The following is a 25,603-nucleotide window of genomic DNA, read 5'->3' as shown; positions in this document are numbered from 1 at the left end:
CGCGTCCTTCCTCCTGCTGCGGCCTCCCCTGTGCGAGCGGGAGCCCGGTACTGCCGAAAAACGGTACTGCGTTACTGCGGTCCTACCGGCCCCCGACGCCCAATAACCCGCGCCGGTCGGGCCGTCCTTCCCTCCACCGGCGTATCCGGTGGTCCAGCCCTTGTGTCTCAGTGGCTACAACAGAAAACGTAGCACCACCAGACAGCCATGTCTACTCTGACCACTGCAAGTTTTCGCCCGCCCAAGGGGAAGACTAGTTCCCGTAGCGAAGACCGACCCACAACCGGAATCCGTGCATCAGAAGTGGCGGAGCGGGTTCTGACCGCGCCCGGTAGCATGACCGCACCCAGGCCGGCCGGAACGAATCACCACACAACTGGACCAAGAGGTAACCGTGGACCTTCCCTCCGCGGGTTCGGGGTTCGACCCGCTCGGGCCTGGGGTTTTCGCGTCCGTGGACCCGGTGGAGGAGCTGCCCGTTGCTGAGTAGCGAGCTCGCCGCGCTGGCCGGCGTCACCGTCCGCACGCTGCGCCACTACCACCAGATCGGGCTGCTGCCCGAGCCACCGCGGTCGAGCGGGGGCCACCGGCGCTACGACGTAGGTCACCTCGTCCGGCTCCTGCGCATCACGAGAATGACGTCGCTGGGTGTTCAGCTGTCCGTACTGCCCTCGGTGCTGGACGATCCGGAGGCCGCGGAGGACCTCTTGGACGAGCTCGACCACCAGGCCGCGGAGGACATCGAACGGCTCACCCGACGCCGGGCCGACATCGCGGCGCTCCGACGCAGCGGCACCCCGCCGGACCTGCCCCCGGAACTCTCGGCGTGGCTCCCCTCCCCTGAGGCGGGGACGCCGGCGAACATGGCCCGGCACGAACACGAACAACTGGTCCTGGCCGCACACCTGCTCGGCCCGGCGGCGTTCGGCGCCCTGTTCGGCGGCCCGTCCGTGCCCGCGAACGTCACGGCGCGCTTCTACTCCCTCGACCCCGATGCCCCGGACGACGAGGTCTCGTCCCTGGTCAACGAACTCCTCGCGCACGTCAGACCGGTCGTGGCCGGTCTGACCGGACTGCCCCCGATCGACGCGCGGGGCTCGGCGCTGTTGGACCAGCTGAACGCGCGGAACCTCCATCCCTCGCAGCAGCGCGTGCTGCGTCAGCTCCAGCGGCGGCTGGAGCAGGACGACCCCTGAGCGTGTCCCACGTCACCCTGGTTCGGCCTTGAGTCGGACGCGACGTCGGGGTCTGGACTGGGTGGTGCCCGCACCCACCGACCGTAGGGATTCGCCATGACCGCATCATCGAGACCGCTCGCCGTCGAGGAGTTCTTCGGCCCCCCGACCCGGAGTCGCGCCCTACTGTCGCCGGAGGGCACGAGGGTCGCCTACCTCGCCCCGTGGCGGGAGCGGCTCAACGTGTTCGTCCGTGACCTGGACTCGGACTGGGACGACCCCGACGCTCCGGGGGTCCGGCGCGTCACCTCGGACACCCGGCGCAACGTCGAGAGCTTCTTCTGGAGCGTCGACGGCCGCTACCTGTTGTTCCAGCAGGACAACGACGGCGACGAGAACTGGCACCTGCACCGCGCAGACATGACCCGGCCAGAGGAGGCCCCGGTCGACCTGACTCCCTATGAGGGCGTACGGCTGATCGGCACGCAACTCCCGCCCGGGCGCCCCGGTACGGCCTACGTCCAGCTCAACATGCGCCGTTCCGACCTGGTCGACCTCTTCGAACTCGACCTGGCGACCGGCGGGCTGACCGGAGTCGCGGAGAACCCCGGCGACGTCCTGAACTGGCTGCGCGCCCCGAACCGGTTGCTCGCCTTCACCTTGGAGGAGGGGGGCGACCACGTGCTCTCGGAGTGGGCCGGGGCTGACCGGCTCCCGATCGCGCGGTTCTCCGGCACCGACGCCCCCTTCGGGCTCCTGCCCGCCGCGCTCACCCCCGACGGCGAAGGACTGTGGACCGGTTCCGCGCGCGGATCGGACCGCACCCGCCTGGTCCGGGTCGACCTGGACACAGGCGAGGAGACCGGGGTGGACAGCCACCCCGTGTTCGACCTGGACACCCCGCGTCCCGAGGCCGACCCGCGCTTCCCGTCCTCGCTCATCCTGCACCCGGGCACCGGGGGTCTCCTCGGCGCGCGCTACCTCGGCGCCCGTCAGGAGATCCACGCGCTCGACCCGCACTTCGCCGGGGTGCTGCCCCGACTTGAGGAGCTGTCCGACGGCGACCTCGCCCACGTGTCCTGCGACACCACGGCCCAGCGCTGGGTGGCGGACTTCACCCACGACCGCGACCCCGGCGTCACCTGGTTCTACGACCACGGAACAGGGCGGGCGCGGCGCCTCTTCCGACCGTTCCCGCACCTCGACCCGGACCAGCTCGCCCCGGTCACCCCGATCACGCTGTCGGCCCGCGACGGCCTGTCGCTGCCCTGCCACCTCACCCTGCCGACCGGGGTCGAGCCGCGCGGCCTGCCCACCGTGCTGTTGGTGCACGGCGGCCCGTGGTACCGGGACAGCTGGGGCTATGACCCCGAGGTCCAGTTCCTGGCCAACCGCGGCTACGCGGTGCTACAGGTCGACTTCCGCGGCTCCACCGGTTACGGCAAGGCCCACACCCAGGCCGCGATCGGGCAGTTCGCCGGACGCATGCACGACGACCTGATCGACGCGCTCGACTGGGTGGTCGGACAGGGCCACGCCGACCCGGACCGGGTCGCCGTCTATGGCTGCTCCTATGGCGGCTACTCGGCGCTCGTCGGAGCCGCGTTCACGCCCGACCGGTTCGCCGCCGCGGTCAGCTACACCGGGATGTCGGATCTGGTCGACCTGGTCCGGTCGGTCGTCCCGTTCGCCCGCCGTGGCGTCGAGAACAGCTACCTGCGCTACATCGGCGATCCGGACGACCCCCGCCAAGAGGCCGAGATGCTCGCCCGCTCGCCCATCAGCAGGGTCGACGACATCACGGCGCCCGTGCTGTTGGTCCACGGCGCCAACGACGTCCGTGTCGACCGCCGCCACTCCGACCGCATCGTCGACGCGCTCCGTTCCCGGGGCGCCGAGGTCGAGTACCTGCTGAACGAGACCGAGGGCCACTGGTTCGTCAACACGGACAGCAACGTCGAGCTGTACGGCGTGCTCGAGCGCTTCCTGGCCCGTCACCTGGGCGGACGGTCCTCGACCGCGTAGGGCGAAGCCGACGGCCCGGGGCGGTTCGCCCCGGGCCGTCCTCCGGTTCGCGGGGTCAGCTCTGGGCGGCGAAGCGCAGCACGGCGCCGATGCCCTCGTCCAGCTCCGCGGCGTCCGTCGGAACCAGCTCCAGCCCGGCCCCCGTCGTGACCACGGCCCGGAGGACGGCCGACCTCGCGGGCTCGGCGCGCGACCCGCTCACACCCATGTCGCGCAGCTCCCGTTCGGTGAGGGCGACCTGCTCGCCGGACTCGCCGATGTGGAGTTCACGGTCGGCTCCGGGGAGTTCGTCGTTCCACAGCAGCGTCTCCACCTGTCCGCGCTGGAGCGCGTGCAGGACCGTCGCCATTCCCTCCACGGCCGTGCCGTCCGCTCGTCCGCGACCGAAGGCGCCCACCGCCTCACGCACGTGTTCGGCTGCCCTGGCGTCCAGCTTCTCGTCCAGTTCCTCCTCAAGCGGCGAGTTCTCCGCGCCGGCGGAACGCGCGCCGGCCTCCAGGTACTCCACCCGTTCCCTCAGCTTCCCCGGGAAGCGCTCGGCGATGGCGCCGCGCACCTGGACCTCACCGGCGAGCGCGATCACCTCGGCGCCGCTGGCCGCCGCTCTCTCCGCGACCGTGTCGGCCACCAGGTTGGCGTTCTGTCCCACCTGCTCGTCGACCGCGCGCTGCATCTGGTTGTGGTGGTAGCCGCCCTCACGGACCTTGTGCACGGGCTTGTCGTCCCCCTCCACCCGCGTGACCTCGGTCCTTCCGTCCGCGTACTCGACGGTCAGGTCGGCGCCGACGCTGTCGGCGACGACCAGCACGTGGGGCACCCTGCGGGGCTCGGCCACCATGTACGGGAGCGGGTCGGGCAGGTCCCCGACGCTCGTCTGGAAGTCCTGTGGCGGTCGGGCCACCGTGGAGTCGAAGACGACCTCGTCACCGGCCGCGTACACCACTTGGCCGTGGGCGCCGGGGACCCCCCTCGTGCGTCCGACCACGCTGTCCATCGCGGCGACGGTCTCCTCGGGAGCGCCCTTCTCCAGCAACGCGGTGCGCGCCTGTCCCCAGCGCACCCGGATCGCGTGGTCGGCGTCCTCCGTGTCCCGGGACGTGTTGATGAACAACGACGCCATGGGCGAGGGGCGGTCGTAGAGGGGCTGTAGAAAGGTCAGGTCCATACTGTTTCCTCCGCTCGCTCGGGGGATTTGCCGTCTGTTTTCTGAGCCCTTCCCAGACAGATCGGGTGCAATCATCCGGCGTCCCGGAGCCGGATGTGCGCCATGCCACCCGAGATTGTTTTCGCCAATCATGAATAAGGGCGGCGAAAAGTGGCAGTAATCAAGTGAGAGACCGGCAGCGACGCCACCGATCCCCACAAGGAGGAGGGCTTCATGGGCCAGTCAGAGAAACTCAGGGGCAGGGCGACCCACGCGACGGGCAAGGTCAAGGAGCTGGCCGGAAGGGCGACCGGCAACAACCGGCTGCGCAACCGGGGCCGCTTCGAAATGTTCAAGGGACGTGCCCTCACCCGCACTGAGGGGTGGAAGGAATCCGTCCGCGGCACCCTCAGGAGTCTGCGCTCCAAAGGGCGCTGAGGACCCGACCGCCTGAAACGGCAGAACACTCCTCACGTATTCATCCGGCCCTTCCCGCGAGGGAAGGGCCGACGCGTGTCTCAGGGGCGGCGGGTCGAGAGGACGCAGAACTCGTTCCCCTCCGGGTCGGCGAGCACGACCCAGCTCTGGTCTCCCTGGCCCACGTCCACGTGCCGGGCACCCAGGTCGAGCAGCCGCCGGACCTCCTCGCCCTGCTCCCTGTCGGTGGGGTTGACGTCGACGTGCACCCTGTCCTTGACGGTCTTGCCCTCGGGCACGAGCGCGAACGTCAGCATCGGGGGCACCGGTCCCGCCCCCGCGTCACCGGGGGGACCGATCGCGACGAACCCCTCCTCCTGCTCCTCGGCCTTCACCTCGTAGTCGAGGACCGCGCACCAGAACCGGGCGAGCGCGTGCGGATCGGCGCAGTCGAACGCGAGCTCGGTGAACTTGCTGGCCATGTTCAGGACCTCCCGGTCACGTGGTGCGGGGCGGTTCCGCCCTCGCGGACATCCTGCCACCCCCCGCCCCAGGAGTCTCTTGACTTGTCGTTGGTCCAGTTCAGGCTACAGTTATCGAACACGCATTCGATCGCAGTGCCTTCCCCTCTGACTGTGAGCACACGCAGAGAGGGGAGGACCGGTGTTCACGCACCTGCGCGCCGCCTCGTCGTTCTCCTTCCGGCACGGCACCGCCCCTCCCGCCGCGCTGGTCGAACGTGCCGCGCTCGACGGCCAACCGGTGGTGGCCCTCACCGACCGGGACGGGCTCTTCGGTGTCGCCGAGCACATCAGGACCTGCGAACAGGCCGGAGTGCGCCCCGCCCTGGGTGTCGACCTCGCCCTCGCCTCCCCCGAGGGCGGCCGGGTCGTGCTGCTGGCCCGGGGAGCGCGGGGCTGGGCGAGCCTGTGCCGTCTGGTCACCGCCGTCCACCGCGCCCCCGCGCCCGTGGCGGTGCTCCCCGAGCAACTGGCCGCCCACCACGAGGGCCTGGTGCTCCTGTTGGGACCCGACTCCGACGTGGGCCGCGCCGTGGCCCAGGACCGGCCCCTGCACGCCCGTGCCCTGCTGACCGCCTGGCGGAGGGTCGGTGTGGAGATCGCCCTGGCCCCGCACGACCACGGCGCCTCCGGTCAGCGCCGCACCGCACGGGACATGGTGCGCCTGGCCGACGAGGAACACCTCCTGGCGGTGCTGACCAACGCCGTGCGCTACCCCTCCCCCGACGCCGCGGGGGTGGCCCTCGCCCTGGACCGCATCCGCCAGCACGCCCCCGGCGGCTACCGCCCCGCGCCGCGCACCGAGCGCGCCCACCTGGCCACCGGCGAGGAGATGTTCCAGGTCGCCGTGGGTGTGTGCGGCGGTGACCGCACGCGCGCCCGGCGCCTGATCTCGCACACCCTCGCCCTGGGCAGTTCCTGCGCGCTGGACCCCGTCGCCGACCTGGGATGGGGCCGCCTGCACCTGCCCGACCGCCCCGAGGCCACCGCCGACCTGCGCGGCCGTGTCACCGGGGGCGCCGCCCTGCTGGGGTTGGAGGGGGACCGCCTCGTGGACGAACGGGTCCGGTACGAACTGGAGGTCATCGCCCGCCTGGGGCTGGAGAGCTACTTCCTGACCGTGGCCGACGCCGCCCAGGCCATCAGGGACAAGCGGATCCGCTGCTCCGCCCGGGGTTCGGCCGTGGGCAGCCTCGTCGTGCACCTGCTGGGCATCTCCGCGATCAACCCCCTGGAGCACGGTCTGCTGTTCGAACGGTTCTGCACCCCGAGCCGCCCCGGCCTGCCCGACATCGATCTGGACGTGGAGTCCGACCGGCGGTTGGAGGCCTACGACGCGGTCATCGCCTCCCACCCCGGGGCCAGCGCGACGGTGGCCATGATGGAGACCTACCGTGCCCGCAGCGCCCTGCGGGACGCCGGTGCGGCGCTGTCGCTGCCCTCGGTGGAGGTGGACCGCATCGCCTCGGTCTTCCCCCGGGTACGGGCCTCCCGCATCAGCGAGACCGCGCGCGAACTCCCGGAGCTGCGGAACCTGGACGGCCTGGACAGCGAACACGTGCGCAGGCTCTTCTCGCTCGCGGAGCGGCTGTCGGGCCTGCCCCGGCACGTGGCGATGCACCCGTGCGGGCTGGTGCTCTCGGACCACGCCATGGGCGACCGGGTCCCCACCCAGCCCTCCGGCGCCGGGTACCCGATGGTCCAGGCGGACAAGGAGGACGTGGAACACCTCGGGCTGCTCAAACTCGACGTCCTCGGGGTGCGGATGCAGTCGGCTCTGGCGCACACCCTGGACGAGATCGACCGCACGTCGGGACGGCCACCGGACCTGGAGGCCCTGCCGGACGGCGACCCCGCCACCGCGCACATGGTCGCGGCCTCGAACACCCTGGGCTGCTTCCAGATCGAGTCCCCGGGGCAGAGGGAGCTGGTGTCCCGGCTGCGCCCGGACGGGGTCCCCGACCTGATCGCCGACATCTCCCTGTTCCGGCCCGGACCCATGGGCACCGACATGGTCTCGGCCTACCTCGGGGCCAGGGAGGGTGTCGAGACGCCCCGGCTGCCCCACCCCGACCTCGCACCGGTGCTGGCCGAGACCGGTGGGGCCCTGCTCTTCCACGAACAGCTCCTGCACGCCATCGACACCATGACCGGGTGCGGGCTGGACCGCGCCGAGGCCATGCGGCGCGCCCTGGGCACCGAGGAGGGGCGCCGTGAGGTGGAGACGCAGGTGCGTTCCCTCATGTCCGAGCGCGGGCACGACGCCCGGACCGTCGAGGAGACCTGGCGGCTGGTGGCCGCGTTCGGCAACTTCGGTTTCTGCAAGGCCCACGCGGCCGCGTTCGCCCTGCCCACGTACCAGAGCGCGTGGCTCAAACGGCACTTCCCCGCCGCGTTCTTCGCCGGGGTGATGACCCACGACCCCGGCATGTACCCGCGCCGGGTGCTCCTCAACGACGCCCGCCGCATGGGGGTGCGGGTGCTCGGCCTGGACCTGAACGCCTCCCAGCGGCACTGGGGCGTGGAGCGGGACGGGGAGGGGCGCTGGGGCCTGCGTCCGGCCCTGGCCGACCTGGGTGCCCTCACCGAGGCCGAACTCGACCGCCTGCTGGCCCGGCGTCCCTTCACCGGGCTGCGGGACCTGCTCGCGCGGGGGCCGCTGTCCCGCGAGGCGTTGGACAACCTCGTCCTGGCCGGGGGGCTGGACGCCCTCGCCGGTGTCACCGGAGCCCCCGGGGCCCCGGACCGGCGCGACGTCCTCGTGCACGCGCACTCCCTGACCCAGGCGCACCACCGGCGCGCGGACTCCCCCGGACAGCTCTCCCTGGACGAGACGCCCGAGACGGTGCCCGCCGGGGTGGCCGCCCCGATGTCCCACGCCGAACGCGTCGCCGAGGAGGTGCGGTCCCTCGGCTACGAGCTCTCCGGGCACCGGCTGGACGAGTACGCGGAGCACTTCGCCAGGCTGGCCTCCACCAGGAACCTGGTCCTGGCCCAGGACCTGCACCGCTTCCCGGACGGCGCGCGGGTCCTGGTGGCGGGGGTGCGGATCTGCACCCAGACCCCGCCCACCCGCTCGGGCAGGCGCGTGGTCTTCACCAGCATCGAGGACCGCAGCGGGGTCATCGAGGTGGTCCTGTTCTCCGAGGCCCAGCGGCGCTCCGCCAGCGCGGTGTTCGGGTCGGAGCTGCTCGCCGTACACGGACAGGTCCGGCGGGCCGCGCCGGGGGCGCTGCCCACCATCACCGCCACCCGCGCCCTGCCCCTCTCGGAACTCTGACCGCGGGCGCGTCCGGTCAGGCCCGTGCCCCGGCGTCGTCGGTGGCGGGGCGCATCCGCCGGGTGGAGCGGCGGAACGCCCACACGACCACGACGGCGGCCAGCGCCGTCAGCGGGAAGCCCGTCACCGTGTCGGCGATCGCGAGCCCGGTCGTGGAGTCGGCGACGTAGAGCCACTGCCGCACGGCGAACCGGCCGGCGAACATGAGCGTCAGCCCGAGGGTGGCGAGGTCGTGCACGAGCAGCGTGGGCCGGTCCTCGCGCCAGGCGTTGGCGCCCCCGTGGACGGCGTTCCAGATGACCCCGGTCAGCGGTCGGCGGAGGACCAGCGAGACGAACAGGACGACCGCCCCGACCAGGGAGGCCCAGATGCCGATCAGGAAGAAGTCGTTGGCCGATCCGGTCGCGGCGGCCACACCACCGGCCGCGGCGACACCGAAGACCCCGCCCAGCGCGGCCATCAGCTTCTCGCCGCGCCACATCCGGAACACGGCCAGCGCCACGGCGACGGCGACCGCGCCCCCGATCGCGACCGTCAGGGAGACGAAGGGGACAGCCAGCGCGAAGACCACGACCGGCAGGACGGAGTACAGCATCCCGATCGGGCCGCCGATCCCGTTCAGCATCTCCTGCTTGATGTCGACGGGCGGTTCGGTGGGGGTGTTCGCCCCGGCGGTGCCGGAGGTGGTCTCGACGGTGGGGTCGGTGGCGAGCGGTGCCATGTGGTTCCTCTCGTTGGTGTCCGGAAGGCCGGTTACCGGGGGGCGTGGGCCCCGGGGGTTCGGTCCCGACCAGCTCGTCCACACTCAGGATTCACCGTTTTCCGGATGACCAACAGTGACGGAGTGTCATGAGTTGACGCCACGAATGTCATGGGTGGGAGGTGACACGGCGCGGCCCCGGCCCGCCCCGGGCTCACTCCGGGTCGGTGAGGAGGTCCGTGTGTGCCGAGGCGTTGCCCAGGGAGCGGAGCAGCTCCCCGACCAGCCGGTCGGTGGCGCTGCCTGGCTTCTCCAGTTCCAACTGCGGCACCCGGGTGACCTGCTCGTAGCGCTCGGCGTCGTACTCCGAGCCCGGTGAGGAACCGCGCTCCCCGTTCCACGAGGACACCCCGTGGGTGTTGGTGACCGCCACTCCCACGTCCCAGCTGCCCCCGTATCCGGCGTCCTCGGACAGGCTCGCGACCAGGTCCAGGAAGGCCCGGACCCGGAAGGCCAGGGTGCCGTCGAAGAACAGGTACCGGCCCTCCAGCCGGTCCGCCGCCCGCCCGCAGTACAGGGACACCTCGCCGCGTTCACGGACGACGAAGCGCAGATCCCGTTCCTCCAGCACCACCACCGACGACGTGGACAGCTGGCTCGCGATCCCCACGCCGCCCGCGGTGCGAAAGCCCGAGACGAGCTCCCCGAAGACCGGTGACACCCGCGCGGCCGTACCGGCCCGCTCCCGGGTCCGCGACGAGACCCCGTCGCGCACCAGGTCGAACAGCAGCGGCCGGGCGTCCTCGGCGGCGGTCCAGGCCTTGAACATGCCGGGGATGCGCCGTGAGGGCAGCGCGACCACGTGCAGGTGCGCCAACGCGCCCTCCGGGAACGGGTCCTTCTCCACCTGTTCGCGCAGCGCGGTGCGCACCACGTCCAGCGAGGTGTCCCTGGCCCGGATGAGCCGTTCCACCTCGGTGTCGGGCAGGCGTCGCTTCTCCCGGTCGCCGCGCCCGTAGTACGCGCCGCCCGCCATGTGCGGGGCGAGCGGGGAGGCGGGGACCTCGATGAGCAGGTACCCGTGGCCGGGCAGCTCGCTCTCCAGCCACTCCACCGACACCTGGAGCGGCGGGTCGCAGGAGGAGGCGGCGATCCGGGCCGGGGTCTCCAGGATCTGGTCGACCCACTCGACCGGGGCCAGCTCGAACCGTCCCTCGGCCTTGACCTCCCGCACGCCGACCACGATCAGCCCGCCGTCGATCGCGAAGGACGCCATGTCCTTGGCCTGGTCCTTGGAACCGCGCAGCTGCTGTTTGGCCTCGCGTTTGGGGGTCTCGGTGAACGCGCCCTCGTTCAGGGCCGCCTCTAGTTCGGCTTCGCTGGAGGGACGCCATGTCGGGGGCAGGACTCGATCCATGTCGGCATCATGCCCACTCTCACCGGGAACCCCGCACGACTTCGCGAATCAGGTCCGAGGAGGCCCCTTCTCGGCCGGTCAGCTCCCCCTGACAACGGCGGTGTCGGCGGTGTCGTCGGAGTCGGTGAGGGCGGCGAGGAGCCGCTCGGACACCGCCCACCGCTGGGACGAGGGGCCGAAGGTCTCGGCCCGGTGCCACAGCACCAGCCGCCTGACCTCCTCGCGCTCCTCCGGGGTGAGGTCGGGAGCCATCTCGGTCATGACGCCCATGCTGTGGTTCTGCTCGAACGCGCTCGACGCGCCGTCGAAGGCCTCCCTCAGGGCGGGGAGGTCACGGACTTCGGCGCGCTCCCGCATGGCGGCCAGACCGACCACCCGGGTCTCGGCGTTCTCCGACCGCAGCCACTCGCGCACCTCCTCCATCCTGAGGGAGCGTTCCGACGTCGCCCGCCGCGCGCGCCGCATGAAGTCCTCCAGGTGGCGTGCCCGCTCCGCGCCCGGCTCCATCAGCCTGCGCGTCCACCGGTACTCCTCCGCCAGCGGCGCCAGCAGTTCCCGGGACCGCGCGCGCTCCTGGGAGGCCGTCACCATGTCCCCGCGGCGTTCGGCGGCGTCGGCCCTGCGCTGGTGCTCCTCGGCCCGGAGCAACAGCTTCGTCCCGCCCACCTCCACCCCCTGGATCCGGTGTTCGAAGAAGGGGAAGAGCATGAGCACCGCGCCGACGACCAGCAGGGCCACCGTCCCCAGCCCGTTGTCGCTGACGAACACCGCGACGGCGCCCGCCACGAACCCGACGATTCCCAGCGCGGACGCGCCCCAGCGCACCCAGCGGGACAGTCGCGGGGACAGGGGTTCTGCGGGCACGGGACACCTGCTCTCTCCCGGCCGGGGGGACGTCCCGCACGCGGTGGGGCCGGTCCGGTTCCCCGCATGTCGTCGGAAACCCCCTGAGGGCGGGGCTTCGCGCGCCATCGTAGCGAGAGCGGACCAACCAGTGGAAGGGGTCGCGTACGGGGCCGTTCGGGACCCGCGCCGTTAGGGTGGCAGGCATGACCGAAGACCGTCGGCGGGCGCCGCTGAGCAGCGAACTCGCGCAGCGGGTGGTCGACCTCATCGCACCGACCATCAGCCACAACATCAACGTGATGGACGAGCACGGCACGATCATCGCGTGCATGGACCCCTCACGGGTCGGCAGCCTCCACCACGGGGCCCAGCGGGTCATCGCCGAGCGGCGCAGCGTGCTGGTGACGGTCCCCGAGCCGGGGACCTCCGACCGCCCCGGCGCCAACGAACCGCTGGTGATCGACGGCGAACTGCGCGGGGTCGTCGGGGTCACCGGCAACCCCCGGGAGGTCGAGGACCTGGCCCGGGTGGTCGCGCTCACCGTCCAGCTGCTCATCGCCCAGGAGTACGAGCAGGACGCGGTGAGCAGGCGGCACACCGAGGGCCGCGACCTCGTGGCGGCGCTGAGCTCGGGCACGACGCGCTCGGACGACGCCCGGGCGCGGCTGACCGCCTCCGGGCTCCCGGCGCCGTGGTCGCTGGCCCTGTGGGCGTCCGCCTCGCCGCGGCCGGGTGGCGGGGTCGCTCCCCCGCAGCTGGCGGAGGCCGCCGCCGCCAAGGTGAACGCCAACAGCGGACGCCGGGCGGCCGTCCTGCACGGGGCGCTCTGGATCATCGGCACCGGCCGCCTCCCGGCCGCCGACTCCCTGGAGCTGCCCACGGACAGCCGCCACACGCGCACACCGCCCACCGACGACGTGGACACGCTGATGGCACACGCCGAGGAGTCGCGCGCGCTGTGCCGGTACGCGGGACTGATCCCCAGCATCGAACGCCCCGGCCCGTGGTCGCGGGAAATCGCCGTGTCCGTGGCCCACCTGTCCCGGCGGACCCTCACCCGCATGACCGCCCGGACCGCGCCCCTCAGCGCGGCGCAGCGCCGGACCGTCGCCGCGATGGCCTCGTCCGTGTCCATGCGCGAGGCCGCCGACTCCGTCTTCGTGCACCGGAACACACTGCTCCAGCGCGTGGACCGGGTCCGGGAGGCGACCGGCCTCGACGTCCGGAGGCCGGAGGACCTCACCACAGTGCACATGTGCCTGTACGCGGAGGCGGCACTGGGCGTTTCGCCCATAGTTCCGGGATAAAGCCGCAGGAAGACTGGGCGCTACACCGTCGTAATGCACCGAACCGAATTCTATGATCTCGCTCATGTCCACCGAGTTGCATGCGCATGACGAGAGCGTTGACGCGCCCCCCACCGTCCGGGTCGTGGTGATCCCCGATTCCTTCAAGGGGAGCGCCTCCGCCGTCGAGGTCGCCGAGGCCATGGCCCACGGGGCCCGCGACGCCTACGCCGACCGCGGCCTGCCCGTGTCCGTCGACACCCTGCCCTTCGCCGACGGCGGCGAGGGTACCCTCGACGCCCTGCTCGGTGCCTGGGGCACGGAACCCCTCACGGTGGACACCACCGACGCCCTCGGCCGCCCCACCCGGGCCCGCTTCGGCATCTCCCCGGACGGCGCCACCGGTGTGATCGAGGCCGCCGAGGCCAACGGCCTGCCCGGCGTCGCCGACGTCCCCCTCCAGGCGCGCACCGCCAGCAGCCGCGGGGTCGGACGCCTGGTCACCGAGCTCCTGGACCGGGGCGTGGGGGAGATCCTGCTGTGCATCGGCGGTTCGGCCTCCACTGACGGCGGCACCGGCATGCTCAGCGCGCTCGGCGTGCGCTTCCTCGCCGAGGACGGCTCCGAACTCCCCGACGGGGGCGGCCGCCTCGGCGACCTCGCCTCCCTCGACCTGGACCGCCTGGACCCGCGCGCCCGTTCCGTCCGCTGGCGGGTGGCGTGCGACGTCACCAACCCGCTGGTCGGTCCCCGGGGCGCCGCCGCCGTCTTCGGCCCGCAGAAGGGCGCCGGCCCCGAGGACGTGCGCGTCCTCGACGCGGGCCTGGACCGGCTGGCCGACGTCCTCGCCAGGAGCACCGGCGCCGACCTGCGCGACGTGCCCGGCATGGGCGCGGCGGGCGGCATGCCCGTCACGCTCACGGCCCTGCTCGGGGCCGAGGTCCTGCCCGGTTCACGAATGGTCGCCGAGGTCCTGGGCGCCGAGGAGCTGCTCTCCCGCGCCGACCTCGTGCTCACCGGCGAGGGCCGCTTCGACAGCCAGTCCCTGGGTGGGAAGGTCGTCGACGCGGTCCGCCGTCTCACCCCCGAAAACGTGCCCGTCGTGGTGATCGCCGGAAGTGTGTCCGTCGGCCCCGACGAGCTCCGCCGCTCCGGGATCACGGCGGCGTTCTCCATCGCACAGGGCCCCCGGACCCTGGACGAGTTGCGGGACGAGGCCGTCTCCGCCATCACCTGGACAGCGTTCAACTGCTGTCGGATCCTCCCTCACCATCCAGGCCGGACTGACCCGGCGCCGGCCAGCCCTAAGGAACGACTTCCGTGATTAACCTCGCCATCCTCCTCGTGCTCGTGGTGGGCATCGTGCTCGCCACCGCCCGGTGGAAGATCAGCCCCTTCCTCGCACTCATGGGCGCCGCCGTCCTGGGCGCCTTCATGTACCAGCTGCCGCTGGCCGAGATCGTCCCGACCATCACCGAGTCGTTCGGTGGCACCCTCGGCAACATCGGCCTGGTCATCCTCTTCGGCACGATGATCGGCGTGATCCTGGAGCGCTCCGGCGCCGCGATCGCGATGGCCGAGGGACTGATCAAGATCCTCGGCACCCGGTTCCCGAACCTGACGATGTCCCTCATCGGCTACATCGTCTCCATCCCGGTGTTCTGTGACTCCGGGTACGTCATCCTGAACTCGCTGCGCAAGGCGATCACCGTGCGTACCGGGGTGTCCGCCCTGGCCACCTCGATCGCGCTGATGACCGGTCTGTACGCCACGCACACCCTGGTCCCGCCGACCCCGGGTCCGCTGGCCGCCGCCGAGAACATCGGTGTCACCAGCCACCTCGGCATGATCATCGCCATCGGTCTGCCGGTCGCCGCGGTGGCCGCCATCGCCGGTCTGATCTTCGCGAGCCTGCACTCCCGCAAGCAGTTCACGCCGCTGCCCGCCGAGACCGAGACCGACATCTCCGGGCAGTCCTACGAGGAGCTGCGCGCGAGCTACGGCCGCCTGCCCAACGGCTTCCTGGCCTTCTTCCCGATCCTGCTCCCGCTGGTGCTCATCTGCGTCGGCTCGGTCGTGAAGCTGCCGTCCCAGCCCATCGGCGACGGCACGCTGTTCGAGGTCTTCGCTTTCATCGGCACGCCGGTGATCGCGCTCGCCCTCGGCCTGCTGTCCTCCGTGCTGCTGCTGCGCGGCCACGGCAAACTCGCCCGGTTCAACGAGCAGATCCACGACTCGGTCCGCCTCGCCGGTCCGATCCTGCTCATCACGGGTGCGGGTGCCGCCTTCGGTGGCGTGCTGGCCGCCTCCCCGCTGACCGAGTTCCTCTCGGAGAACCTGAGCAACCTGGGCCTCGGCCTCGCGGTGCCGTTCCTGATCGCGGCGGCGCTCAAGACCGCGCAGGGTTCCTCGACGGTGGCGATCGTGAGCACGTCCGCGATGCTCGCCCCCATGCTCGGTTCGCTGGGCCTGGACTCGACGGAGGGCATGGTCCTCGCGGTGCTGGCGATCGGTGCCGGCGCGATGGTCGTCTCGCACGCCAACGACTCCTACTTCTGGGTCGTCTCGCAGCTGAGCCGCATCCCGGTCGCGACCGCGTACCGGACGCTCACCCTGGCCACCGCCATCGAGGGTGTCGCCGCCTTCGTCACCATCTGGTTGATCAGCCTGTTCCTGCTGTAGGCCGCCACGGGCGGAGCTGACCGGGTGCAGGCGGTCAGACCGCGAGGGGCCCGGGAGGACGGGAGACACCGTCCACCCGGGCCCTCGGTCACGCGTAGAACTCCGCGACCTCACCCAGGGCCGCCCAGGCTCCCTCGGTGGGCTCGCCTTCGGCGGCCAGCGCCAGGGCGTCGAGCATCACGTGCCAGCCGGTGGCGAAGTCCGGGGCGGGATCCGGGGCCAGCTCGCTGTGCACGAGCGTGAGCAGCGTCCCCTCGGCGACGGGCTCCAGCGTCCAGCGGACCACTGAGTCGGGAACGCCCTCCCAGCGCCAGCTGTGTACGAGCACTCCACGGTCTCCCGGTGGAACCGCCTCCGTCACCACTCCGGTCGCGGTGCCCTCGTCACCGAAGTCGAAGCGAACCGCGCCCCCGACCCGGGCGTCGATCACGCAGCCCGGGAGCCAGCGCTCCAGCCGCTCAGGTTCGGCGATCCACGCCCAGACGCGCCCCGGGGCGTGCGCGAGGACCCGTTCGAAGCGAATCCGGAACTCCCCCTCCGAGCCGACGCCGAGCTCCCCACGCAGGGGGTTCGGGATCCGGGTCGTCATGGCTCTCCTTCGTCCATCGCCCGTTCGAGGGCGTCGAGTGCGGTGTTCCACCGGCGGCGCCGGGCTTCGAGCCAGTCGCCCACCTCGTCCAGGGCGGACGCGTTGACCGAGTAGAGCCGACGCCGCCCCTGACTGCGCACGCACAGCACGCCGGCGTCGACGAGCACCCTCAGGTGCTGCGAGACCGCCGGACGGCTGATGTCGAAGCCCGCGGCGATCTCACCGGCCGACCGCTCACCCGCCGAGAGGACCTCGACCACGCGCCGACGGTTCGGCTCTCCGATCGCTTCCAGGACATCCACGAGGAACATGTAAGCAGTGGCTTACGCTTTTCGTCAAGGTATCGCCCGAGGAGAAAAGGAGTGTGCCCCCCGTGACGGGTGTGACAGGTTGGGCGTATGCCTGACTACCGCCGTGACCTTCTGCGCGACCAGTTCGACCTGACCTGGGCGCTCTTCGAGTACCACCTGGAGCGACTCGAACCCGAGGACTTCCTCTGGGAGCCCGCCGAACTCTGCTGGACGCTGCGCCGCGGCCCCGGCGGCGTGTGGACCCCGGATTGGGCCGACAGCGAGCCGAACCCCGTACCGGTACCCACCATCGCGTGGCTGACCTGGCACATCGGCTGGTGGTGGACGGTCACCCTCGACCACACCCTGGGACGCACCCCGCAGGACCGCGCCGAGATCCGGTGGCCGGGCGAGGAGGGGGCCGCGGACTGGCTGCGCGGCATGGGCCTGGACTGGGTCGAGGCCCTCTCCGAGATGGACCTGGACCGGCCCGCCTCCTTCCCCTGGCAGGGAGCGGACGGCAAGACCAACGCGCACACCGCCGCGTGGGTCAACAGCGAGTTGATGAAGAACGTGTCCGAGGTGGGCCAGCTCCGCCTGCTCCGGGCCGCCTCGCGCCGCTAGCGGACCGCCGGAGCCTCCCCGATGACGGTGTCCGCCGAGCTCAGGGGGCGGCACCGACCCGGCCCACGGTTGGGGCCCCGCGCCGCCGGGTAGCCCCACAGGTGTCCGAGCAGGTCGGAGTGGCCGCTCCTCCGAGTCGGAGGCGCGGCGGTCTCGGGGGGACGAACAATGGGTGTCGAACGCGGTCTCGACGGACTCCGGAGGGTCCTGGACGGGCTCGGGTTTCCCGTGACCCGGGACGAGGCGGTCGCGGCGGCCCTGGACGCGGGCGCCGACGAGGAGATGGTGAGCGCCCTGAGGTCCATGCCGGACGCCGAGTACAACGAGTCCAAGGAGATCCTGGGCGCCGTGCCGCTGCCCGAGCGCGAGCCGGGCTCGCACACCGAGTCGGCGCGGGCGCGGGAGCGCGGCCAGCACTGAGCGCGGAGGACACCGCCTCCTCCCGAGGCGGCCCCGCAGGAAACCGCAGGTCAAGGGCACGTCACACTGAGGTCAAACTCTCAAAGGGGACACCCGCGCACATATCCGACAGAGGTTAGGTTAGGCTCTCCTTCATTCCTAGCCCTGGAGGAGAACCACCATGAAGTCCCCCGGCCGCCCCGTCACGGCACTCTCACTCATTCTGGCGTCCTCGCTGGTCATCGCGGGTTGCTCCGCGGGGACCCAGGACGCCGACGACTCCTCCGCCGCCGGGGGCGCCACGGTCGAGGTCGAGGACAACAACGGCACCCAGACCGTGAACTCCCCCGCCACGTCCGTGGTCGCCCTCGACAACCGGACCTTCGAGACCCTCTCCGACTGGGACGTGGAGCTGTCCGCCGCTGCCGTGTCGCTCATGCCCGACACCATCGGCTACACGCGGGACGACTCCATCATCGACATCGGCACGCACAACGAGCCCGACCTCGAGGCGATCGTCGCCGCCGAGCCGGACCTCGTCGTCAACGGCCAGCGGTTCACCCAGTACCAGGACGACATCACCTCGCTGGTCCCCGACGCCGCCGTCCTGGACCTCGACCCGCGCGAGGACGAGCCCTTCGACGCCGAGCTCAGGCGCCAGGTCACCGTGCTCGGCGAGGTCTTCGACAAGCAGGACGAGGCCGCCCAGCTCGTCGACGACCTCGACGCCGCCATCGAGCGGGTCCAGGACGCCTACGACGAGGACGACACCGTCATGGCCGTCACCACCTCCGGCGGCGAGATCGGCTACCTGGCGCCCGGCGTCGGCCGCACCCTCGGCCCGGCCTTCGACATCCTCGGACTCACCCCGGCCCTCGATGTCGACGGCGCCAGCGACGACCACCAGGGCGACGACATCTCCGTCGAGGCCGTCGCCGACTCGAACCCCGACTGGATCCTCGTGATGGACCGCGACGCCGCCGTGGCCGCCGACGAGGCCGGTTACGAGACCGCCGAGAACATCCTGTCCAGCTCCGAGGCGCTCTCCGGAGTGACCGCCGTCAAGGACGAGCAGATCATCCACATGCCCGTGGACACCTACACCAACGAGGGCATCCAGACCTACACCGAGTTCTTCGACGCGTTCGCCGACGCGCTGGAGGCCAGGGCTTGATCCCGCTCGACCCCGGGGCACGCGCCGACGCGAGTGTCGGCGCGTGCCCCCGTGTGAGGCACCGTCGCACCGGGGGTGACCGGGCGTGACTCCCGCGACCCCGGCCCCGTCCCCGTCGCGCGCACGGAACAAGGGACGGCTGTTCGACTGGAAGCTGCTCGCCGGCGTCGCCGTCGTGGGCGCCCTCCTCGCGCTGTCCCTGGCCACCGGCGTCTACGACGTCCGCGGCGCCGACGACGGCAGCGAGATGTTCGCGATCACCCGGATCCCGCGCACCGTCGGCCTCGTCCTCGCGGGCGCCGCCATGGCCATGTCCGGTCTGGTCATGCAGCTGCTGACCCAGAACCGCTTCGTGGAGCCGACCACCACCGGCACCACCGAGTGGGCCGGTCTGGGCCTGCTCACCGTGATGATCCTGATCCCGGGCGCGAGCATCGGCACCCGCATGGCCGGGGCCGTCCTGGCGGCGTTCGTCGGCACGATGGTGTTCTTCCTCTTCCTGCGCCGCGTCACCCTGCGCTCGTCCCTGATCGTCCCGATCGTGGGCATCATGCTCGGGGCCGTCGTCAGCTCGGTGTCGACCTTCGTCGCGCTCCGGACCGACATGCTCCAGAACCTGGGCGTGTGGTTCGCGGGCAGTTTCACGTCGGTCCTGCGCGGCCAGTACGAGCCGTTGTGGATCGTGGCCGTCGTGGCCGTCGCGGTGTTCGTCGTCGCCGACCGCTTCACCGTCGCCGGTCTGGGCGAGGAGATCTCCACCAACGTCGGCCTGAACCACAACCGGGTCATCCTGCTGGGCACCACCCTCATCGCGGTGGCGACCGGCGTGGTGACCGTGGTGGTGGGGAACCTGCCGTTCCTCGGGCTCATCGTCCCCAACGTCGTCTCGATGTTCCGGGGCGACGACCTGCGCGGGAACCTGCCGTGGGTGTGCCTGCTCGGGATCGGCATCGTCACGGTGTGCGACCTGGTCGGCCGGACCATCATCATGCCCTTCGAGGTGCCCGTGTCCCTCATCCTCGGGGTCGTCGGCGCCTTCGTGTTCATCCTTCTCCTGTTGAGGCAGCGCCGCCGTGGCTGAGTCGACCGTTCTCCGGGAGCGCACCTCCCGGACCCTGCCCACACCGCGCGCCCGCCTCCGCTACCGGATCATCGTCTCCGTGCTGGTGGTCCTCGCCGTCGGTTTCACCTTCGGCCTGCTGGCCTGGGACAACCCGATGCCGGTCGGCTCGGACGGGTTCTGGCGCATCGCCGAGATGCGCGCCACCAACGTGGTGGTCATGGCCGTGGTGGCGATCTGCCAGGCCATCGCCACGGTGAGCTTCCAGACCGTGACCAACAACCGGATCATCACCCCGTCGATCATGGGGTTCGAGGCGCTGTACGTCGCGGTCCAGACCTCGGCCGTGTACTTCCTCGGCGTCGCGGGCGTCCTCGCCGTCAAGGGCCTGCCGCAGTTCGTGCTCCAGATCGCGCTGATGGTCGGCTTCGCGATGCTGCTGTACGGCTGGCTGCTGTCCGGCCGGTACGGCAACCTCCAGGTGATGCTGCTGATCGGCATCATCATCGGCGGCGGCCTGGCGTCGGTCTCCACCTTCATGCAGCGCCTCCTCACCCCCAGCGAGTTCGACGTGCTGGCCGCGCGGCTGTTCGGCAACGTCTCCAACGCCGACGCCTCGTACCTGCCGGTCGCCATCCCGCTGTGCCTGGTGGCCGCGACCCTGCTGGTGCTGAGTTCGCGACGCCTGAACATCGTGGCGCTGGGCCGGGACGCGAGCACCGGGCTCGGCCTGAACCACCGGCGCGAGACCATGCGGGTGCTCTTCCTGGTGTCGGTGCTCATGGCGGTCTCCACCGCCCTCGTGGGGCCGATGACCTTCCTCGGCTTCCTCGTCGCGACCCTGGCCTACCAGTTCGCCGACACGCACGACCACCGGTACGTGTTCCCGGTCGCCGCGCTGACCTGCTTCGTCGTGCTCAGCGGCGCCTACTTCGTCATGCGGAACATCTTCTACGCCAACGGGGTGGTCTCGATCATCATCGAGTTCGTCGGCGGCCTGGTGTTCCTGTTCGTCATCCTCAGAAAGGGCCGGCTGTGATCACCCTCGAAGGTGTGCGCAAGGACTACGGCGGCGAGGTCACGATCGGCCCCGTGGACCTGGAGATCCCCCGGGGCGGCGTGACCGCCCTGGTGGGCCCGAACGGCGCCGGGAAGTCGACCCTGCTCACCATGGTGGGGCGCCTGCTCGGCCTCGACGCGGGCACCATCGAGGTCGCCGGGTACGACGTGACGAGGACGCCCTCCAAGGACCTGGCCAAGGTCGTGTCGGTGCTGCGTCAGGAGAACCACTTCGTCACCCGGCTGACGGTGCGCCAGCTCGTCGCGTTCGGGCGCTTCCCCCACTCCAGGGGGCGCCTCACCGCCGCCGACGAGGAGTTCGTCAGCCGTTCGATCGACTTCCTGGACCTCACCGACCTGGAGCACCGTTACCTCGACCAGCTGTCGGGGGGCCAGCGCCAGCGCGCGTACGTGGCGATGGTGCTGTGCCAGGACACCGAGTACGTGCTGCTCGACGAGCCGCTGAACAACCTGGACATGCGCCATTCGGTGCAGATGATGAAGCACCTGCGCCGTGCGGCGGCCGAGCTCGACCGGACGATCGTGATCGTGCTGCACGACATCAACTTCGCGGGCCACTACGCGGACCACATCTGCGCGGTCAAGGACGGCACGGTCGTGGAGTTCGGGCCGCCGGAGCGGATCATGACCGACGAGGTCCTCACGAAGGTGTTCGACACCCCGGTGACCGTCGTCGAGGGACCCAACGGTCCGCTCGCGGTCTACTACTGATCCGTGTCCGATACTGGGGAGGTGAGCACCCCTCCGGCCGAAGTGACCGTCACCCCCGACCTCGTCCGCGAGCTCCTGCGGGAACAGCACCCCGACCTCGCGGAACTGCCCGTCACCGCCGTCTCCCACGGCTGGGACAACTCCCTGTTCACCCTGGGGGAAAGCCTGTGCGCGCGCATGCCCAGGCGGGAGGCGGCGGCCCGGCTCGTGGTGAACGAGCAGCGGTGGCTGCCCCGGATCGCCGAGCGCGCGGGGGTCCCCGTCCCGGTTCCGCTGCGGGTGGGCCGCCCCGGCCACGGCTACCCCTGGCACTGGTCGGTCAACCCGTGGTTCGAGGGCCGCCCCCTCGCTGAGATCCCGGTGGACGAGCGCTCCGACCTGGTCGGGCCCCTCGCGCTCCTCCTGTCGCGGCTGCACGTGCCCGCACCCGACGACGCCCCGCACAATCCGGTCCGCGGCGTGCCCCTGCGTGAGCGCGACTCCAGGGCGCGCGAACGCCTGGCCGCCAGTGGCGACCCGCGCGCTCCGGAGCTGCTCGCCCTGTGGGAGGAGCTGCTCCCGACCCCCGAGTGGACCGGTCCGGCGCTCTGGCTGCACGGCGACCCGCACCCCGCCAACCTCCTGGTCGGCTCGGCCGAACGCACCCGCGCCCAGGGACGCCTCGACCTCGTCGCGGTCCTGGACTTCGGCGACCTCACCTCCGGTGACCCCGCCTCCGACCTCGCCGTCGCCTGGCTGGCCTTCGGCCCCGGGGACCGCGCGCGCCTGCGCGCCGACCTGGACCACCTCAGCGGAGTCGACGCCCACACCTGGGACCGGGCCCGCGCCTGGGCGCTCCTGTACTCGACCCTGCTGTGCGCCAGCGCTCCCGAACACCCGCTCCTGGGCGCCATCGGGGAGCACACGGTCACCCAGCTGCTGGACACGTAGGCGCCCTCCGGCCCGATCCGGGTGGGGCCTGGTCGGACCAGGTCCGGCGGAGGCGCACAATGGTCCGAAACCCACCCGGACCCGACAGGTGATGATCGTGAGCAGACCAGGACCGACCGTGAAGTCCCTGATGGAGGCGTTGGAGGGCCCGGTCCACGGACTGGTCTCGGCGCCCCGGGGGCTGGACGCCCTGGTGCACTCCGTGGTGGTGGCCCACCCCGACGACCCGGTACCCCCGGGTTCCCTGGTCGTCGCCCAGACCGGTGGCGCCGAGGCCGTCGCCCTCGCCGAGCGGGCCGTGCGCGGCGGGGCGAGCGCCGTCGCCGTGCCCGGAACCCCGGACGACGGACTGCGCGACCTCGACCTCGCCGTGCTCTCCGTGGATCCCGCTCTGGCCGCCGCCGAGTTCGCGGCCCTCGCCCGGACCGCGCTGGACTCCTTCGACCCCGAGGACCGGCATCGGGACCTGTTCTCCCTCGCCCAGACCGTCGCGACGCTGACCGGCGGGATCGTGAGCATCGAGGACGGCGCGAACCGGGTGCTGGCCTACTCGGCCTCCCACGAGGGCGCCGACGAGCTGCGCCAGCAGACCATCCTCGGCCGCGACTGTCCCTCGTCCTTCATCGCGCACCTGCGCGAATGGGGCGTGGACGAGCGCATCCGCGCCGGTGAGGTCGTCGAGGTCGCGGAACGCCCCGACCTCGGCGCCTCCCGCAGGAGGGTGGTGGGCATCCGGGCCGGAGACCGCCCGCTCGGCAGCATCTGGGTGCAGCAGGTCGAGGAGCCCCTGTCCCCCACCAGCGACCAGGTGCTCCGGGGCGCGGCACGCCTGGCCGCGGTCCACGTGTCACGCGTGAACAGCGGGTCCCGCGCCAGCGGCCACGACACCGGTGAGCTGTCCATGGGGTTGCTGACCGGCGCCTTCGACTCCGACGCTCTCGCCCGGCACCTGGGCGTCGACCCCACCACCCCCGTGTCGGTGATCGCCCTGGCCCTGCGGGAGGAGGAGGTGGACCAGCCGTGGCGGCTCCACCAGGCCGCCGAGGTGGTCTCGGTGTACGCGGCGGCCTACCGCAGGAACGCCCTGGTCATCCCGGCCTGTGGGCTGCTCTACGTCCTGCTGCCCACGCCCTCCGGGCAGGCGCCGCTCACATGGGTGCGCGAGCTGGTGGCGATGCTGCGTCAGCACAACGGCACCCCGGTGCAGGGCTCCGTGGCAGGGGTGGCGCCCCGGATGCGCGGAGTACCCGGGCTGAAGAAGCACGCGAGCCGGATTCTGGAGGTCATCTCCGACGACCCGGACCGGCTGGTCGCCGACTACGAGGAGACGCGTTCCTCGGTGGTGCTGCGGGAGGTGGTCGAGTACCTCGCGGAGCGCCCCCACCTGCGCGACGAGCGGCTGGACTCCCTCGACGACGACCAGCGCAGGTCCCTCTCGGCCTACCTGGACGCCTTCGGCGACGTGACCAGCGCCGCGACCGGTCTGCACGTCCACCCCAACACACTCCGCCACCGCATCCGGCGCATCTGCGCGCTCACCGGACTCGACCTGGACGACGCCGACCAGCGGCTCCTGGCATCGGTCAGCCTGAGGGTGTGACCCGGGCGCCGGGTCGCGGTCCGGCCGCTCCCGGGTCTCCCCCAGATCACGGCCCACCTGCTGCGATGCCCGTGCGCCCCCGCGTTGTCGCGGCCGACACCGCCCCGCCCGGCTTGTCGTCGGTTCGGACAACGGTGACGGGCGCCACCCGCTCCTAGGCTCCAGGCCGTACTCACGGGCTCAGCCTCCCGCCCGTGGAACCCCCGTCCCTGTCTGGAGCCCCGTCCATGAGTCCCGAGAGCACGAGCGCGCCCGACGCGCAGACCCGCCCACCCAGGGCCAAGGTCCTGGTGGCCAGCCTGACCGGAAGCACGATCGAGTGGTTCGACTTCTTCCTCTACGGCACGGCCGCCGCCCTCGTCTTCAACAAGCTCTTCTTCCCCTCGGACGACCCGCTCGTCTCGTTGATGCTGTCGTACCTGACCTTCTCGCTGACGTTCTTCATCCGACCGCTCGGCGGCGTCCTCTTCTCGCACATCGGTGACCGGATCGGCCGGAAGAAGACGCTGATCATCACGCTGTCCCTCATGGGCGGCGCGACGATGTTCATCGGCCTGCTGCCCACCTACGACAGCATCGGCGTCCTCGCCCCGATCCTGCTGGTCTTCCTGCGGATCGTCCAGGGCCTGGGCATCGGCGGGGAGTGGGGCGGGGCACTGCTGCTCGCCTACGAGTACGCGCCGAAGAACCGGCGCGGCTTCTTCGGTTCCGTGCCCCAGATGGGCATCACCTCCGGCATGCTGCTGGCCAGCCTGGCGCTGACCCTCATGTCGCTGATGCCGGACGACCAGTTCGAGACGTGGGGCTGGCGCGTCCCGTTCGTGGCGAGCGTGCTCCTGGTGCTGCTGGGCCTGTGGATCCGCTCCGGGATCGACGAGACCCCCACCTTCCGAAAGGCCAAGGAGGAGGGGAACGTCGCCAAGCTGCCCGTCGCCGAGACCTTCCGCCACCACTGGCGGGCCGTGCTCGTCGCGGTGGGCGCGAAGATCGTGGAGACCGCGCCGTTCTACGTCTTCGGCACCTTCGTGGTCAGCTACGCGACCGGGACCCTGAGCTTCGACAACACGACCGCGCTGAACGCGGTGACCATCGGCGCGGTCGTGGCGACCGTGTGCATCCCGCTCGCGGGCCGGCTCTCCGACACCTTCGGCCGCCAGCGCGTCTACCTGTTCGGCGCCGTCGCCCTGGGTCTGTTCACCGCCCCGTACTTCCTGATGCTGGGGACCGGCAGCAATCTCATGCTGATCCTGGCCACCGTGATCGGCCTGGGGGTGCTGTGGGCGCCCGTGACCGCCACCATCGGCACCCTGAGCTCGGAGATCTTCTCCACTCGCGTGCGCTACACGGGGGTGACCCTCGGCTACCAGATCGGCGCGGCCCTGGCGGGCGGCACCGCTCCGCTGATCGCGACCTGGCTGCTGTCCCGGTTCAACGACTCGTGGGTGCCGATCGCCGTGTACCTGAGCTTCACGGCCGTGCTCTCGATCGTCGCGGTGTCCTTCGCCCACCGGATCTCCGACGTGGAGGACCGTCACCTGCGCGGCGGGAAGGACTCCGAGGTCTGATGACCCGGCGGGAGGGCGGCGCCCGCACCGGCGCCGCCCTCCCGCCGGAACGTCACCCCGGGACGCCCGCACCGAACTCCGGCTCGAC

The 25,603-nt window shown here is 71.5% G+C and carries 23 protein-coding genes; 16 read left to right on the top strand and 7 right to left on the bottom strand.

Features of this window, described 5'->3' with window-relative positions; translation table 11 throughout:
* The first annotated feature begins 479 nt into the window (after positions 1 to 479).
* Positions 480 to 1,196 (top strand): MerR family transcriptional regulator, encoded by a 717-nt coding sequence (locus tag BDW27_RS26435; protein WP_017542735.1) that lies wholly within the window; start codon positions 480 to 482, stop codon positions 1,194 to 1,196.
* Between the two features lie 96 nt (positions 1,197 to 1,292).
* Positions 1,293 to 3,200, top strand: coding sequence for a S9 family peptidase (locus tag BDW27_RS26430; RefSeq protein WP_110052414.1), 1,908 nt, complete (start codon positions 1,293 to 1,295; stop codon positions 3,198 to 3,200).
* Between the two features lie 55 nt (positions 3,201 to 3,255).
* Here BDW27_RS26430 and BDW27_RS26425 read toward each other — a convergent pair whose 3' ends face one another.
* Complete coding sequence (locus tag BDW27_RS26425) at positions 3,256 to 4,365, bottom strand: Vms1/Ankzf1 family peptidyl-tRNA hydrolase (RefSeq protein ID WP_110052413.1); 1,110 nt, start codon at positions 4,363 to 4,365, stop codon at positions 3,256 to 3,258.
* Between the two features lie 213 nt (positions 4,366 to 4,578).
* On the opposite strand from BDW27_RS26425, the gene BDW27_RS26420 reads away from it, so the two are divergent.
* Positions 4,579 to 4,782 (top strand): CsbD family protein, encoded by a 204-nt coding sequence (locus BDW27_RS26420; RefSeq protein WP_017542732.1) that lies wholly within the window; start codon positions 4,579 to 4,581, stop codon positions 4,780 to 4,782.
* Positions 4,783 to 4,862: 80 nt separating this feature from the next.
* On the opposite strand, the gene BDW27_RS26415 is transcribed toward BDW27_RS26420, so the two are convergent.
* A complete protein-coding gene (locus BDW27_RS26415) occupies positions 4,863 to 5,243 on the bottom strand; it encodes a VOC family protein (protein WP_110052411.1) in 381 nt (126 codons plus the stop codon).
* 181 nt (positions 5,244 to 5,424) lie between these two features.
* Here BDW27_RS26415 and dnaE point away from each other — a divergent pair, with 181 nt between their 5' ends.
* Positions 5,425 to 8,562 (top strand): DNA polymerase III subunit alpha, encoded by a 3,138-nt coding sequence (gene dnaE / locus BDW27_RS26410; RefSeq protein WP_110052410.1) that lies wholly within the window; start codon positions 5,425 to 5,427, stop codon positions 8,560 to 8,562.
* A gap of 16 nt (positions 8,563 to 8,578) precedes the next feature.
* On the opposite strand, the gene BDW27_RS26405 is transcribed toward dnaE, so the two are convergent.
* From BDW27_RS26405 to BDW27_RS26395, 3 genes are all read right to left on the bottom strand, one after another.
* On the bottom strand, positions 8,579 to 9,283 hold the full coding sequence (locus BDW27_RS26405; RefSeq protein WP_110052408.1) for a DUF3159 domain-containing protein: 705 nt from the start codon (positions 9,281 to 9,283) through the stop codon (positions 8,579 to 8,581).
* Between the two features lie 193 nt (positions 9,284 to 9,476).
* Positions 9,477 to 10,679 (bottom strand): helix-turn-helix domain-containing protein, encoded by a 1,203-nt coding sequence (locus BDW27_RS26400; RefSeq protein WP_110052406.1) that lies wholly within the window; start codon positions 10,677 to 10,679, stop codon positions 9,477 to 9,479.
* Positions 10,680 to 10,757: 78 nt separating this feature from the next.
* The gene (locus tag BDW27_RS26395) at positions 10,758 to 11,543 is read right to left on the bottom strand and encodes a hypothetical protein (protein ID WP_110052405.1); all 786 of its coding nucleotides are present in this window, start codon (positions 11,541 to 11,543) and stop codon (positions 10,758 to 10,760) included.
* A 185-nt stretch (positions 11,544 to 11,728) separates the two neighbouring features.
* On the opposite strand from BDW27_RS26395, the gene BDW27_RS26390 reads away from it, so the two are divergent.
* Genes BDW27_RS26390 through BDW27_RS26380 form a run of 3 tightly spaced genes read left to right on the top strand, consistent with a single transcriptional unit; the run spans position 11,729 to position 15,493 of the window.
* A complete protein-coding gene (locus BDW27_RS26390; RefSeq protein WP_110052403.1) occupies positions 11,729 to 12,832 on the top strand; it encodes a sugar diacid recognition domain-containing protein in 1,104 nt (367 codons plus the stop codon).
* Positions 12,833 to 12,884: 52 nt separating this feature from the next.
* Entirely contained in the window at positions 12,885 to 14,135 is a 1,251-nt protein-coding gene (locus BDW27_RS26385; RefSeq protein ID WP_110052401.1) for a glycerate kinase, read from the top strand.
* Positions 14,132 to 15,493, top strand: a complete 1,362-nt coding sequence (locus BDW27_RS26380; protein WP_110052400.1) for a GntP family permease — start codon at positions 14,132 to 14,134, stop codon at positions 15,491 to 15,493. Before BDW27_RS26385 ends, BDW27_RS26380 begins: the two co-directional genes overlap by 4 nt.
* Before the next feature lie 88 nt (positions 15,494 to 15,581).
* Here the strand turns inward: BDW27_RS26380 and BDW27_RS26375 are convergent, their stop codons facing one another.
* Both BDW27_RS26375 and BDW27_RS26370 read right to left on the bottom strand, forming a co-directional pair.
* Positions 15,582 to 16,082, bottom strand: a complete 501-nt coding sequence (locus tag BDW27_RS26375; RefSeq protein ID WP_110052398.1) for an SRPBCC family protein — start codon at positions 16,080 to 16,082, stop codon at positions 15,582 to 15,584.
* A complete protein-coding gene (locus BDW27_RS26370) occupies positions 16,079 to 16,393 on the bottom strand; it encodes a helix-turn-helix transcriptional regulator (protein ID WP_233515945.1) in 315 nt (104 codons plus the stop codon). The genes BDW27_RS26375 and BDW27_RS26370 overlap by 4 nt, the downstream gene beginning before the upstream one ends.
* An 87-nt stretch (positions 16,394 to 16,480) precedes the next feature.
* On the opposite strand from BDW27_RS26370, the gene BDW27_RS26365 reads away from it, so the two are divergent.
* The 9 genes from BDW27_RS26365 to BDW27_RS26325 all read left to right on the top strand — a co-directional run bounded on the left by BDW27_RS26365 (position 16,481) and on the right by BDW27_RS26325 (position 25,515).
* A complete protein-coding gene (locus BDW27_RS26365) occupies positions 16,481 to 16,996 on the top strand; it encodes a DinB family protein (RefSeq protein ID WP_110052396.1) in 516 nt (171 codons plus the stop codon).
* Positions 16,997 to 17,164: 168 nt separating this feature from the next.
* Entirely contained in the window at positions 17,165 to 17,416 is a 252-nt protein-coding gene (locus BDW27_RS26360; protein ID WP_110052394.1) for a DUF2795 domain-containing protein, read from the top strand.
* 160 nt (positions 17,417 to 17,576) lie between these two features.
* On the top strand, positions 17,577 to 18,569 hold the full coding sequence (locus tag BDW27_RS26355) for a siderophore ABC transporter substrate-binding protein (RefSeq protein ID WP_110052393.1): 993 nt from the start codon (positions 17,577 to 17,579) through the stop codon (positions 18,567 to 18,569).
* An 85-nt stretch (positions 18,570 to 18,654) separates the two neighbouring features.
* Positions 18,655 to 19,650, top strand: coding sequence for an ABC transporter permease (locus BDW27_RS26350; RefSeq protein ID WP_110052391.1), 996 nt, complete (start codon positions 18,655 to 18,657; stop codon positions 19,648 to 19,650).
* The gene (locus tag BDW27_RS26345) at positions 19,643 to 20,668 is read left to right on the top strand and encodes an iron chelate uptake ABC transporter family permease subunit (RefSeq protein ID WP_110052389.1); all 1,026 of its coding nucleotides are present in this window, start codon (positions 19,643 to 19,645) and stop codon (positions 20,666 to 20,668) included. The genes BDW27_RS26350 and BDW27_RS26345 overlap by 8 nt, the downstream gene beginning before the upstream one ends.
* Positions 20,665 to 21,420, top strand: coding sequence for an ABC transporter ATP-binding protein (locus BDW27_RS26340; RefSeq protein WP_110052388.1), 756 nt, complete (start codon positions 20,665 to 20,667; stop codon positions 21,418 to 21,420). The genes BDW27_RS26345 and BDW27_RS26340 overlap by 4 nt, the downstream gene beginning before the upstream one ends.
* Positions 21,421 to 21,441: 21 nt before the next feature.
* Positions 21,442 to 22,350: an aminoglycoside phosphotransferase family protein gene (locus tag BDW27_RS26335; RefSeq protein WP_199560776.1), complete on the top strand. Its 909-nt coding sequence runs from the start codon at positions 21,442 to 21,444 to the stop codon at positions 22,348 to 22,350.
* 97 nt (positions 22,351 to 22,447) lie between these two features.
* Positions 22,448 to 23,950, top strand: coding sequence for a CdaR family transcriptional regulator (locus tag BDW27_RS28105; protein WP_110052416.1), 1,503 nt, complete (start codon positions 22,448 to 22,450; stop codon positions 23,948 to 23,950).
* A 227-nt stretch (positions 23,951 to 24,177) separates the two neighbouring features.
* On the top strand, positions 24,178 to 25,515 hold the full coding sequence (locus BDW27_RS26325) for an MFS transporter (RefSeq protein WP_110052385.1): 1,338 nt from the start codon (positions 24,178 to 24,180) through the stop codon (positions 25,513 to 25,515).
* Positions 25,516 to 25,603: the final 88 nt, after the last annotated feature.

The sequence above is a fragment of the Nocardiopsis sp. L17-MgMaSL7 genome (genome assembly GCF_003182025.1).
In the GTDB taxonomy this organism is placed as follows: Bacteria; Actinomycetota; Actinomycetes; order Streptosporangiales; family Streptosporangiaceae; genus Nocardiopsis; species Nocardiopsis prasina.
The sequence above is the reverse complement of the archived record's forward strand: the minus strand, read 5'-3'. Positions and strand labels throughout refer to the sequence as shown.